13 protein-coding genes are annotated in these 12,373 nt (G+C 67.8%); 11 read left to right on the forward strand and 2 right to left on the reverse strand.

What is annotated here, in order from left to right:
* The first annotated feature begins 396 nt into the window (after nt 1-396).
* From ahpC to ACVOK1_RS18570, 5 genes are all read left to right on the forward strand, one after another.
* Nucleotides 397-960 carry an alkyl hydroperoxide reductase subunit C gene (gene ahpC / locus ACVOK1_RS18550; RefSeq protein ID WP_079220707.1) on the forward strand — a complete coding sequence of 188 codons (564 nt, stop codon included), beginning with the start codon at nt 397-399 and terminating at the stop codon, nt 958-960.
* A 216-nt stretch (nt 961-1,176) separates the two neighbouring features.
* A complete protein-coding gene (ahpF, locus tag ACVOK1_RS18555; RefSeq protein ID WP_406232903.1) occupies nt 1,177-2,769 on the forward strand; it encodes an alkyl hydroperoxide reductase subunit F in 1,593 nt (530 codons plus the stop codon).
* Nucleotides 2,770-2,842: 73 nt separating this feature from the next.
* Nucleotides 2,843-3,808, forward strand: a complete 966-nt coding sequence (locus ACVOK1_RS18560; RefSeq protein ID WP_481562885.1) for a LysR substrate-binding domain-containing protein — start codon at nt 2,843-2,845, stop codon at nt 3,806-3,808.
* 123 nt (nt 3,809-3,931) lie between these two features.
* Nucleotides 3,932-4,336 carry a nucleoside diphosphate kinase regulator gene (gene rnk / locus ACVOK1_RS18565; protein WP_079220704.1) on the forward strand — a complete coding sequence of 135 codons (405 nt, stop codon included), beginning with the start codon at nt 3,932-3,934 and terminating at the stop codon, nt 4,334-4,336.
* Nucleotides 4,337-4,386: 50 nt separating this feature from the next.
* The gene (locus tag ACVOK1_RS18570) at nt 4,387-5,343 is read left to right on the forward strand and encodes a transaldolase (RefSeq protein ID WP_108748603.1); all 957 of its coding nucleotides are present in this window, start codon (nt 4,387-4,389) and stop codon (nt 5,341-5,343) included.
* A gap of 346 nt (nt 5,344-5,689) precedes the next feature.
* On the opposite strand, the gene msrA is transcribed toward ACVOK1_RS18570, so the two are convergent.
* Together msrA and ACVOK1_RS18580 are read right to left on the reverse strand one after the other, a co-directional pair.
* Nucleotides 5,690-6,355 carry a peptide-methionine (S)-S-oxide reductase MsrA gene (msrA, locus tag ACVOK1_RS18575; RefSeq protein ID WP_313051962.1) on the reverse strand — a complete coding sequence of 222 codons (666 nt, stop codon included), beginning with the start codon at nt 6,353-6,355 and terminating at the stop codon, nt 5,690-5,692.
* Nucleotides 6,356-6,385: 30 nt separating this feature from the next.
* Entirely contained in the window at nt 6,386-6,649 is a 264-nt protein-coding gene (locus tag ACVOK1_RS18580) for a putative signal transducing protein (RefSeq protein WP_079220701.1), read from the reverse strand.
* A gap of 196 nt (nt 6,650-6,845) precedes the next feature.
* On the opposite strand from ACVOK1_RS18580, the gene ACVOK1_RS18585 reads away from it, so the two are divergent.
* The 6 genes from ACVOK1_RS18585 to ACVOK1_RS18610 all read left to right on the forward strand — a co-directional run bounded on the left by ACVOK1_RS18585 (nt 6,846) and on the right by ACVOK1_RS18610 (nt 12,210).
* Complete coding sequence (locus tag ACVOK1_RS18585) at nt 6,846-8,594, forward strand: glutamine--tRNA ligase/YqeY domain fusion protein (protein WP_481562886.1); 1,749 nt, start codon at nt 6,846-6,848, stop codon at nt 8,592-8,594.
* A 43-nt stretch (nt 8,595-8,637) separates the two neighbouring features.
* Complete coding sequence (locus tag ACVOK1_RS18590; RefSeq protein WP_108767810.1) at nt 8,638-9,288, forward strand: hypothetical protein; 651 nt, start codon at nt 8,638-8,640, stop codon at nt 9,286-9,288.
* Between the two features lie 50 nt (nt 9,289-9,338).
* The gene (locus ACVOK1_RS18595) at nt 9,339-10,064 is read left to right on the forward strand and encodes a DUF6348 family protein (RefSeq protein WP_481562887.1); all 726 of its coding nucleotides are present in this window, start codon (nt 9,339-9,341) and stop codon (nt 10,062-10,064) included.
* 93 nt (nt 10,065-10,157) lie between these two features.
* Nucleotides 10,158-10,718 (forward strand): nucleoside deaminase, encoded by a 561-nt coding sequence (locus tag ACVOK1_RS18600; protein ID WP_164074923.1) that lies wholly within the window; start codon nt 10,158-10,160, stop codon nt 10,716-10,718.
* The gene (gene rlmM / locus ACVOK1_RS18605) at nt 10,702-11,769 is read left to right on the forward strand and encodes a 23S rRNA (cytidine(2498)-2'-O)-methyltransferase RlmM (RefSeq protein ID WP_481562888.1); all 1,068 of its coding nucleotides are present in this window, start codon (nt 10,702-10,704) and stop codon (nt 11,767-11,769) included. Before ACVOK1_RS18600 ends, rlmM begins: the two co-directional genes overlap by 17 nt.
* Nucleotides 11,770-11,817: 48 nt before the next feature.
* Nucleotides 11,818-12,210, forward strand: coding sequence for an EF-hand domain-containing protein (locus ACVOK1_RS18610; RefSeq protein WP_481562889.1), 393 nt, complete (start codon nt 11,818-11,820; stop codon nt 12,208-12,210).
* The last annotated feature ends 163 nt before the right edge of the window (nt 12,211-12,373 follow it).

Genomic DNA, 12,373 nt, shown 5'->3' on the forward strand with positions numbered 1-12,373 from the left:
AGCAAGGTGGCCTTGGTCGCGGTGATGCGCAAGATGCTGGTGATCCTCAACGCCCGCAAGCGGGACACGGAGGCCCAGATGGCCTCCGCCTGACAAGACAGTTGCTACAGAGCGACGCAGCCGAGCGTGGGCTCGGCTCTACAAAAGCGCGGTTCATTCAGCTTCGGCGGGGCGGCATAAGGAGGGGCTATCGGCCCATCTTCACGGCCCGCCACGATTTCCCTTGTCATACAACCACTTGCAGGATGGCGACGACCGGATTCATGGCAGGCTCATTGCATTTCAATAGACTGCATCTATCAAATAGATGAAATCAATGCATTGTTCTTATCACTGATGAATCGGTAACCTAGCTCCTGTGGATTCACCCACTCCCCTTCACCCAGAGGAAAAACGATGTCCCTCATCAACACCCAGATCCAGCCGTTCGAAGCCAACGCCTACCACAACGGCGAGTTCATCAAGGTTTCCGATGCCAGCCTGAAGGGCCAGTGGTCCGTCCTGATCTTCATGCCGGCCGCCTTCACCTTCAACTGCCCGACCGAGATCGAAGACGCCGCCGAGCATTACGCCGAGTTCAAGAAGGCCGGTGCCGAGGTCTACATCGTCACCACCGACACCCACTTCTCGCACAAGGTGTGGCACGAAACCTCGCCGGCCGTCGGCAAGGCCCAGTTCCCGCTGGTCGGCGACCCGACCCACAAGCTGACCCGCGCCTTCGGCGTGCACATTGAAGAAGAAGGCCTGGCCCTGCGCGGCACCTTCATCATCAACCCGGAAGGCGTGATCAAGACCCTGGAGATCCACTCCAACGAGATCGCCCGTGACGTGTCCGAGACCCTGCGCAAGCTGAAGGCTGCCCAGTTCACCGCCGCCAACCCGAACCAGGTCTGCCCGGCCAAGTGGAAGGAAGGCGAGAAGACCCTGACCCCGTCGCTGGACCTGGTCGGCAAGATCTAAAGCAGCACCGGCCTGCCGCGGCCCCACGCCGCGGCGCGCCCCTCATCCCCGTGCCGGCCCCACGCCGGCGTGGGGGTGAACCCAAGACGGCCGCACCCGCATCGCCCCTTCCACAGGTCCGCGCTGCCCTCTTGGGTTCACCCCTACCCCCTCGCTGGTCCGCTACCTTTCACAGCGGTGCCACGCCCCCTGTTTGCCTGAAGCCAGGAGAAGACCATGTTGGACGCCAACCTGCAGTCGCAGCTGAAGACCTATCTGGAGCGCGTGACCCGCCCGATCCAGATCACCGCGCACGCCGATGACGGTGCCAAGTCGCAGGAAATGCTGGAACTGCTGCAGACCCTGGAAAGCCTGTCGGACAAGATCTCGCTGCAGGTCCTGCGCGACGGCCAGGGCCGCGTGCCGTCCTTCGACCTGGGCACCCCGGGCCAGGACATCCACCTGACCTTTGCCGGCCTGCCGATGGGCCACGAGTTCACCTCGCTGGTGCTGGCCCTGCTGCAGGTCGGCGGCCACCCGTCCAAGGCCACCGCCGAGCTGATCGAGCAGGTGCAGAACCTGGAAGGCGACTACCGCTTCGAGACCTACTTCTCGCTGTCCTGCCAGAACTGCCCGGACGTGGTGCAGGCGCTGAACCTGGCCGCCGTGCTCAACCCGCGCATCCAGCACGTGGCCATCGACGGCGCGCTGTTCCAGGACGAAGTGGAGAAGCGCGAGATCATGTCCGTGCCCACCGTGTACCTCAACGGTGAAGTGTTCGACCAGGGCCGCATGACCCTTGAACAGATCGTGGCCAAGCTGGACACCAACGCCGGCAAGCGCGACGCCGAGAAGATCGCCGCCAAGGACGCCTTCGACGTGCTGGTGGTCGGTGGTGGCCCCGCCGGCGCCGCAGCGGCCATCTACGCCGCGCGCAAGGGCATCCGCACCGGCATCGCCGCCGAGCGTTTTGGTGGCCAGGTGCTGGACACCATGGCCATCGAGAACTTCATTTCGGTGAAGGAGACCGAGGGCCCGAAGCTGGCCACCGCGCTGGAACAGCACGTGCGCGAGTACGAGGTCGACATCATGGACCTGCAGCGCGCCACCGCGCTGGTGCCGGCCGGCGACGACGGCCTGGTGCAGGTGCAGCTGGAAAACGGCGCGGTGCTGAAGTCGCGCTCGGTCATCCTCTCCACCGGCGCACGCTGGCGGCAGATGAACGTGCCGGGCGAGGACCAGTACCGCAACAAGGGCGTGGCCTACTGCCCGCACTGCGATGGCCCGCTGTTCAAGGGCAAGCGCGTGGCGGTGATCGGTGGCGGCAACTCCGGCGTGGAAGCGGCCATCGATCTGGCCGGCATCGTGTCGCATGTGACCCTGCTGGAGTTCGATTCCAGCCTGCGCGCCGATGAAGTGCTGCAGAAGAAGCTGCGCAGCCTGGGCAATGTGACCGTGCTGACCAGCGCGCAGACCACCGAAGTGCTCGGCGATGGCAGCCGCGTCACCGGCCTGGTCTACAAGGACCGCGTCGGCGGCGATGCCCACCGGGTCGAACTGGAAGGCATCTTCGTGCAGATCGGCCTGCTGCCCAACACCGAATGGCTGAAGGACAGCGTGGCGCTGTCGCCGCGTGGCGAGATCGTCATCGATGACCGCGGGCAGACCAACCTGCCGGGCGTGTTCGCCGCAGGCGATTGCACCACGGTACCCTACAAGCAGATCATCATCGCCATGGGCGCCGGTTCCACCGCGGCACTGAGCGCCTTCGACCACCTGATCCGTTCGTCCGTGAGCAAGGGCAGCGGCGCGGTGGCCGAGGCGGCCTGATCATTCGTTCCCAGGGTATCGGGGGCACCATTGCCTGCTGGGTAAGCCGGTCCTTTACCCCTGGGGTCTTACGATGAATCTTCGCGATCTGAAATACCTGGTGGCCCTGGCCGATCACAAGCACTTCGGCCGGGCCGCCGCCTCCTGTTTCGTCAGCCAGCCCACGCTGTCCACCCAGATCCGCAAGCTGGAAGAGGAGCTGGGCGTACCGCTGGTGGAACGCGCACCGCGCAAGGTGATGCTGACCCCGGCCGGGCAGGAAGCGGCGATGCGCGCACGGGTGATCGTGTCCGAAGTGGAACAGCTGAAGGAAGCGGCGCGACGCAGCCGCGACCCGGAAGCCGGCACGGTGCGCCTGGGGATCTTCCCGACCCTGGGCCCCTACCTGCTGCCGCACGTGATCCCGCGCATCCGCAACCGCTTCCCCGAACTGGAACTGCTGCTGGTCGAGGAAAAGAGCGACGTGCTGCTGGAGCGCCTGCGCGAAGGCAAGCTGGACGCCGCCCTGCTGGCGCTGCCGGTGATCGACGACCAGCTGCATGCCGAGTTCCTGTTCGAGGAACCCTTCCTGCTGGCCGTGTCCGGGCGCCACCCGCTGGCCCGCCGCGAACACCTGGACGTGCAGGAACTGGCCACGCAGAAGCTGCTGCTGCTGGAAGATGGCCACTGCCTGCGTGACCAGGCGCTGGAAGTGTGCCGCCTGTTCGGCGCCAACGAGAAATCCGAATTCCGCGCCACCAGCCTGGAAACGCTGCGGCAGATGGTTGCCGCCGACGTCGGCATCACCCTGCTGCCGAGCCTGTCGGTGCAGCCGCCGGTGCCGCGTTCGAACAACATCCGCCTGCTCGACTTCACCGGCGAAGGCCGCCCCAGCCGGCGCATCGCCATGGTCTGGCGGCGCAGCTCGGCCATGCACGGCTTCCTGCTGGAGCTGGCCGACCAGTTCAAGCGCCTGCCGCAGGCACTGTTCACCCTCGATGCCGAGGGCGTGCCGGCCGGCGCAGCACCGGACGTGTCCGGCCCGCTGCTGAACGGCTGATCCGGCAGCGCCGGCGCGCTGTTGCGGCGGGAGTCGATTCCGGCCGCATTTGTCCCCACAATACAGTCAGGCGGCGCCAGGTGGTGCCGCCTTTTGCATGGCTTTCAATCAAGGAGCACCACCATGAACACCGCCAGCGGCCTGCCGCCGTCCATCACTGTGTCGACCTTCGACATGGACCGCCTCGAGGCCATGCTTGATTCGCCTGCGCTGAGCCAGACGCCTGCCGCGCTCGCGCTTGCCGAAGAACTCAACCGGGCCACCGTGCTGGCGCCGGACCAGATTCCCGAAGGCATCGTCATGATGCATTCGCGCGTGGAGTGCGAAGATGAAGTGTCGGGCGAGACGCATGTCCTGACCCTGGTCTTCCCCCGCGAAGCCAATGTCGATGAAGGCAAGGTTTCCGTGCTGGCCCCGGTCGGCAGTGCCCTGCTTGGCCTGGCCATCGGCCAGAGCATCGACTGGAACGCGCCCGGCGGCCGCAAGCTGCGCCTGCGCGTGACTGCGGTCCACAACGACCGTCCCTGATTACCGCTGCGCACCGCGCGCGATTCGATTTCCCTGCACCAGGAGCCGTAATGAGTACCCCGTCCAAACTGTCCCAGCTGCGCGAACTGTCGGTGGTTGTCGCCGATACCGGTGACTACGACGCGATCAAGCGCCTGCAGCCGGTGGATTGCACCACCAACCCGACCCTGGTGAAGAAGGCGCTGGACCTGCCGGTCTATGCCGAGCTGATCGAACGCGAACTGGCCTGGGGCCGCCAGCAGGGCGGTGACCGCGAAGCCGTGGTGCACGCCGTGGCCGACCGCCTGACCATCGGCGTCGGCGCGCTGCTGAGCACACTGGTGCCGGGCCGCGTGTCCACCGAAGTGGACGCCGACCAGGCCCACGACACCGAGGCCACCGTGGCCAAGGCCCGCCAGTTCATCCAGATGTACGCCGATGCCGGCGTGCCGCGCGAGAAGATCCTGATCAAGATCGCCGCGACCTGGGAAGGCGTGGAAGCCGCGCGCATCCTGCAGGCCGAGGGCATCGACTGCAACCTGACCCTGATCTTCAACCCGACCCAGGCCTTGGCCTGCAGCGAAGCCGGCGCGTTCCTGATCTCGCCGTTCGTCGGCCGCATCCTGGACTGGTACGTGGCCAACGGCCAGACCCCGGCCAACATCGACGAAGACCCGGGCGTGAAGTTCGTGCGCGGCGTGTATGCCGAATTCAAGCGCCGCGGTTCGCCGACGGTGGTGATGGGTGCCTCGTTCCGTTCGACCGCGCAGATCGAAGCGCTGGCCGGCTGCGACCGCCTGACGATTTCGCCGGACCTGCTGGAGAAGCTGGACGCCGACCACGGCGAGCTGCCGCGCAAGCTGGTGGCCGGTGCGGCCGACGGCGTGGCGGTCACTCCGATCGACGCGGCCAAGTTCGCGGCGGACCTGGCGGCGGACCCGATGGCGACCGAGAAGCTGGCGACGGGTATCGATGCGTTTGCCAAGGATCTGCAGGCGCTGCGCGAGCGGATCCGCTCGGAACTGTGATTGCGGCGAACGGCTGAGCCCCTCGTGGCGGGCTGTTCGGCTGGGTAGAGTCGACCGTTGGTCGACTGACTGCAAGAGCAACAGCCGCGCTGGGTCGGGGGGGGGGGGGGGGGGGGGGGGGGGGGGGGGGGGCGGCGGGGGGGGGGGGGGGGGCGGCGCGCCGGCCGCCCCCCCGCCCACCCGGGGTGTGGGGGGCGGGGGGTGCTCCCCCCCCCCCCCCCCCCCCCCCACCCAACCATCAGCAACCCAGAGCCGCTTTGTAGCTCAGCCGACTAACAGTCGGCTCTACCAGACTGTGGCTTCTGCCCGCCGCAGCTTCTGCCCGCCGCAGGCGGACCACCGCGCGTCAGCGCGGCGCCTCCACATCCAGCCCGATCGGGCAGCTCACGCCGGTGCCACCAATCCCGCAATACCCGTTCGGGTTCTTCGCCAGATACTGCTGGTGGTAATCCTCGGCGTAGTAGTACTCCGGTGCCGGATACACGATCTCGGTGGTGATCGGCCCGTAGCCGGACGCGTTCAGCTGCGCCTGGTAGGCCTCGCGGCTGGCCAGCGCCGCCGCGTACTGCGCCTCGTCGGTGGCGTGGATCGCCGAGCGGTACTGGGTGCCCGTGTCGTTGCCCTGGCGCATGCCCTGGGTCGGGTCGTGGCTTTCCCAGAACAGCTGAAGCAGCCGCTCCAGGCTCACCACCGCAGGGTCGAACACCACCTGCACCACCTCGGTGTGGCCGGTCAGGCCCGAGCAGACCTCTTCATAGGTCGGGTTCGGGGTAACGCCACCGGCATAGCCGACCGAGGTGCTGTACACGCCCGGCTCGGTCCAGAACTTGCGCTCGGCGCCCCAGAAGCAACCCAGCGCGAAGCGGATCTGCTGCAGGCCGGCGAAGCGGTCCTTCAGCGGATGGCTGTTCACGAAGTGCTGGTTGCTGTGCAGCGGCAGCGGCTGGTCGCGGCCCGGCAGCGCCTCTTCCGGGCGCGGCAGGCGCTGCTTGAAGGCCCCGATGCCGAGGATGCCCTGGCTGATTCCCAACATGATGCGCTCCTACGCCGGCTGTCCGGCCCAATCGTCTGCGTCTGAAATGGGGTCGGACGGGCCCTGGCCCAAGTCCAGCGCGGCGATGATCTCCTCTGCCTGCGGCCGTGCGACGTCGGGGATGCCGACCCGCAGCACGCCGAACAGCGGCAACTCGCCCATGCCGCCCAGCAGCTGCTCGCCGAACACGAACGCGGGGATGCCGGCATCTTCCAGCGCGTGCTTGACCAGGTGGGCGTCGAACAGATTGTCGGCCTTGTACACGATGTGCATGGGCGGCTCCTCGGGACAGGGGTCCAGCATACGCCCGGGGGCTGAATGCCGGCGGTGAGTTCGCCGGCGAGCGGCCGGCGCTACCAGAAGATGGGGGTAGTGCCGGCCGCTGGCCGGCAACCGCAAACGCCACCGGGCAGCCCCGCCCCTGACGCGCTAAACTGTTGGTCTTTCTGCCTTTCTCTTTCGCCGACTCATGTCCGAGCACACCCCCGCCAGCCCCGAGACCCCCGCCGACAGCCACGAGAAGCGCGATTTCATCCGCCAGATCGTGCGCGAGGACCTGGCCAGCGGTAAGCACCAGGCGATCAAGACCCGCTTCCCGCCCGAGCCGAACGGCTACCTGCACATCGGCCATGCCAAGTCGATCTGCCTGAACTTCGGCCTGGCCGGTGAGTTCAGCGGCGTCTGCAACCTGCGCTTCGACGACACCAACCCGGCCAAGGAAGACCCCGAGTATGTGGCCGCCATCCAGGACGACGTGCGCTGGCTGGGCTTCAGCTGGAACGAGCTGCGCCACGCCTCGGATTACTTCCAGACCTATTACCTGGCCGCCGAGAAGCTGATCGAGCAGGGCAAGGCCTACGTCTGCGACCTGTCGGCCGAGGAAGTGCGCGCCTACCGCGGCACCCTCACCGAGCCGGGCCGTCCGTCGCCGTGGCGCGACCGCAGCGTCGAGGAAAACCTCGACCTGTTCCGCCGCATGCGTGCCGGTGAATTCCCGGACGGTGCGCGCACCGTGCGCGCCAAGATCGACATGGCCAGCGGCAACATCAACCTGCGCGATCCGGCCCTGTACCGCATCAAGCATGTCGAGCACCAGAACACCGGCAACGCGTGGCCGATCTACCCGATGTACGACTTCGCGCATGCACTGGGCGATTCCATCGAGGGCATCACCCACTCGCTGTGCACGCTGGAATTCGAAGACCACCGCCCGCTGTACGACTGGTGCGTGGACAACGTCGATTTCGCCCATGACGACGCGCTGACCCAGCCGCTGGTCGACGCCGGCCTGCCGCGCGAAGCCGCCAAGCCGCGCCAGATCGAGTTCTCGCGCCTGAACATCAACTACACGGTGATGAGCAAGCGCAAGCTGATGGCGCTGGTCACCGAACAGCTGGTGGACGGCTGGGAAGACCCGCGCATGCCGACCCTGCAGGGCCTGCGTCGCCGCGGCTACACCCCGGCAGCGATGCGCCTGTTCGCCGAGCGCGTGGGCATCAGCAAGCAGAATTCGCTGATCGATTTCAGCGTGCTCGAAGGCGCGCTGCGCGAGGACCTGGACAGTGCCGCCGCGCGCCGCATGGCCGTCATCGATCCGGTGAAGCTGGTGCTGACCAACCTCGAGGAAGGCCACGAAGAGCAGCTGACCTTCAGTAACCACCCCAAGGACGAAAGCTTCGGCAGCCGCCAGGTGCCGTTCGCCCGCGAGCTGTGGATCGACCGCGAGGACTTCGCCGAAGTGCCGCCCAAGGGCTGGAAGCGCCTGGTGCCGGGTGGCGAAGTGCGCCTGCGCGGCGCCGGCATCATCCGCTGCGATGAAGTGATCAAGGATGCCGACGGCACCATCACCGAGCTGCGCGGCTGGCTGGATCCGGAATCGCGTCCGGGCATGGAAGGCGCCAACCGCAAGGTCAAGGGCACCATCCACTGGGTCAGCGCCGTGCACGCCATTCCGGCCGAGATCCGCCTGTACGACCGCCTGTTCTCGGTGCCGAACCCGGACGACGAGTCGGAAGGCAAGACCTACCGCGACTACCTCAACCCGGAATCGCGCCGCACCGTCACCGGCTATGTCGAACCGGCCGCGGCCAGCGCCACCCCTGAGCAGTCGTTCCAGTTCGAGCGCACCGGCTACTTCGTCGCCGACCGCCGCGACCACACCGAAGCCAAGCCGGTGTTCAACCGCAGCGTGACCCTGCGCGACACCTGGTCGGCCTGAGGACCTGCGCGGGCGCCGGGATGGCGCCCGCACACTGCCGACAATGATCACCGCCCTCTCCGCCCTGCTCTGGTTCACGTCGCAGCATCCGCTGCTGACGTTCTTTGCAGCGATGGTGCTGGCGGTGCTGGTCTCGTGGTGGCGGCGCGCTCCCGGCTACGCCATCGTGGTGTTCCCGCTGGCGATGCTCAACATCTTCCTCGGCAGCTTCCTCAACGCCACCTTCCTCAATGCGGTGGGCGAGCGCGGTGAAGCGGTGATCGTCAACGCCGAGGAAACCAACTCCACGCTCAACGAACAGTACATCTGGCGCTACGAGGCGGTGCTGCGCACCGCCGAGGGCCGCGATGTGGAGGTGGTGTTCCATACCAACACCGCCACGCTGTGGCCGCTGGAAAACACCATCCGCATCCCGGCGCGCGACCAGCCGTTCGTGGTGAAGTACACGCCGGGTTTCCCGCGCAACTTCGTCATCCTCACCAACGAATCACCGCACGGCATCGCCCAGGCCCGCGCTCGTGCGCGCGAACGGGTCGAAGTAGCCGCGCGCAAGCTGCATTTCAGCCCGGACAACGCCGGGTTCCGCGCCGACTATCGACGCGAGCTGGAAACCTGGCTGCGCGACCACGGCAACGACCCGCAGCAGCAGTCGGATGCACGGCGATATCGCGCCGAACTCGACGCCCTTCGCTGATGCCAGGCACCGCCTGGCTGTCCCCCACCGCTCCAGGCAGGCCCTTCGACATGACCGCTTCCGCCAATGCCCTCCTTCCGCTGCTCCAGCAGGTACTGCTGGGCCGTGATATCGCCTGCGCCCTCGACGGCGACGAGCTGGTGCTGGACAGCGGCCTGCGCCTGAGCCCGCACCCGGTGGGCGCCGAGCCGCGCGACAACGGCGGCTGGCAGACCTCCACGGTGATCGAGGCACGCCATCCGCAGCTGTTCGCCGATGGCCTGTTCGAATACCAGCACGCCGCCGGCGACAGCCAGCAGGAGGCCGCGCTGTCCGGTTTCGAGAACTGGGTGCGGGTCGACCTGGCCACCCTGCAGGCCGCCATCGGTGCCGACGATGCGCCCGAGCTGCAGATGCTGACCCTGCGCTACGGCGCCGAGGAAACCGGAACGCCACTGGCGCGCGCGGTGGTGCTGGGCCCGCTGGCCCATTACCGCACCGAGCCCGCCGACGACGCCACCGCCTGCAGCGAGGACGACCACGGCTCCTGCCCGTGCTGCCTGTTCACCCAGAGCCTGGACGCCTTCAACGACCTGCTGAAGACCCGCCAGTTCCTCGGCATCCGCCTGTTTGCTTCGCGCGATGCGGACGGCCAGTGCGAGGCCGACTGCCGCGTCAACGGCCATGACTTCCCCGCCGCCCTGCCCCTGCTGCGCGCCTACGCCGCACGCTGGCCGCAGGCCGGGCTGGAGTTCCGCAAGCAGTACGTGGTGGTCCGCACCGACCTGGACGACTGAGCAGACACCCCCGGTGCACCCGGCTGCCGCTACACTGCGCGCCGGTTACCGAAGCCGCCGCACCACTTCATCTTCCACACGAGGCACCCCGCGATGCTGTACGCGCAAGTCCACCTGACCCTACCCGCCTGGATCCACGACCAGATCGACCTGGATCGTCGCTATCCCGGCGATGAGGCCAAGGTCGCGCTGGCCATCGCGCTGTCGCGGCTGAACATCGAGCACGCCAGTGGCGGCCCGTTCGGCGCGGTGGTGTTTGGCCCGGAAGACAAGGTGATCGCCGCTGGCGTGAACCGGGTGATGCCGCATGCGACCTCGCTGGCGCATGCCGAGAACATGGCCTACATGCTGGCCCAGCAGCGCCTGCAGACGCCACGCCTGAACGCCGTGCTGTCGCCGATCACCCTGGCCACCAGCTCGCAGCCGTGCTGCCAGTGCTACGGCGCGACCGTGTGGGCCGGCATCGACCGCCTGCTGATCGGCGCCAGCGCGGCCGATGTGGAAGAACTGACCCCGTTCGATGAAGGCCCGCTGCCCGCCGACTGGGTCGGCGAGCTCAACAAGCGCGGCATCGACGTCGTGCAGGGTCTGAACCGTGATGATGCGCGCAGCGTGCTGCGTGCCTATGGAGAGAGTGATGGCGCCCGTTACTGAGGCAGGCATCGGCCTGCTGTGCCTGTGCCGCCAGGGCTTCGAGCCCGAGCTGGCCGGCGAACTGCAGTTCCGCGCCGGCGAAGCCGGTTTTGCCGGCTATGCGCGCACCCAGCGCAATGATGGCTACGTGCTGTTCATGTGCGACGAAGCCGCCACACTGGCCCCGCGCCTGCGCTGGCGCGAGCTGATCTTCGCCCGGCAGAAGCTGGTGGTGCTGGCCGAACTGCCGCAGCTGGACCCGGCCGACCGCATCACCCCGATGCTGGAGGTGCTGGCCGATGCGCCGCGCTTCGGCGACCTGTGGGTGGAACACCCCGATTCGGACGCCGGCAAGCCGCTGTCCGGGCTGGCCCGCGCCTTCGGCAACGCGCTGCGCCCGGCGCTGCGCAAGGCCGGCAAGTTGACCGACAAGCCCAATGCGCGCCTGCCGCGCCTGCATGTGGTGTTCGTTGATGGCACCCATGCCTTCGTCTGCGTGGCCGACCCGGCCGACAGCGCACCGTGGGCGCTGGGCATCCCGCGCCTGAAGCTGCTGCCCGAAGCGCCTTCGCGTTCGGCGCTGAAGCTGGACGAAGCGCTGCTCACCCTGCTGACCCCGGAAGAACGCGAACAGCTGGCAAAGCCCGGCATGCGCGCGGCCGATCTGGGCGCTGCGCCGGGCGGCTGGACCTGGGTGCTGACCCGCCAGCACATGCACGTGCTGAGCATCGACAACGGCCCGCTGCGCCAGCATGTGCTGGACACCGGCCTGGTCGAGCACCTGCGCGCCGATGGTTTCCACTGGCACCCGGACCAGCCGCTGGACTGGATGGTCTGCGACATGGTCGAGCAGCCGCGCCGCGTGGCCGAGCGCATGGCCACCTGGTTCCGCGAAGGCTGGTGCAGGCACGCGATCTTCAACCTGAAGCTGCCGATGAAGAAGCGCTGGGACGAAACCCGGCTGTGCCTGGACCTGTTCCAGGAGCAGGCCGGCAAGCCGCTGGTGCTGCGTGCCAAGCAGCTCTACCACGATCGCGAAGAGATCACGGTGCTGGCCTCGCCGCTGCGCTGAGACACGACGTCCGCCGGGCATGCCCGGCGCTACCGGGAACACGACTGCATGCACTTTCGACCGATTCCACTCCTGATGGCCCTGCTGCCGGCGGCCGCGTCGGCGCAGGTGGCCCTGCCGCAACCGGCACAGAGCGCACCGCTGCGCGATGACAGCGGCGTGGTCCGCCAGCAGTCACTGGCCAGTGGCCGGGTGACCGGCAGCGTCGACATCACCGTGCCGCTGGGCGAAACGCCGGTGACGGTGCGCTCGGTCAGCCCGGCCAGCGTGGTCGGACAGTACCGCATCCACTTCGCCGCGCTGGATGTGGATGGCGATGGTTTCATCAGCCGCGACGAGGCGCTGGCCAACCCGGCGCTGGCCGATGAGTTCACCTCGCTGGACGTGAAGCATCGCGGCAAGCTGGACCGCACTGACCTGGCCGGCTGGTTGATTGAATGATCCGCCTTCGCGATCTTCATCCACGCATGGCGTGGATCTACTGAAACGACGGCGGTAGCGGCCGGGCCAGGCCGGCGCCCGCGGGGGAGCCCCCCCCGGCCCCCCGCCGCAAGGCGGCGCGCGGCCCCGGGGGGGCGGACTTAAGCGCCGGGGGGCGAGGACC

The organism is Stenotrophomonas sp. STEN087 (genome assembly GCF_056759115.1).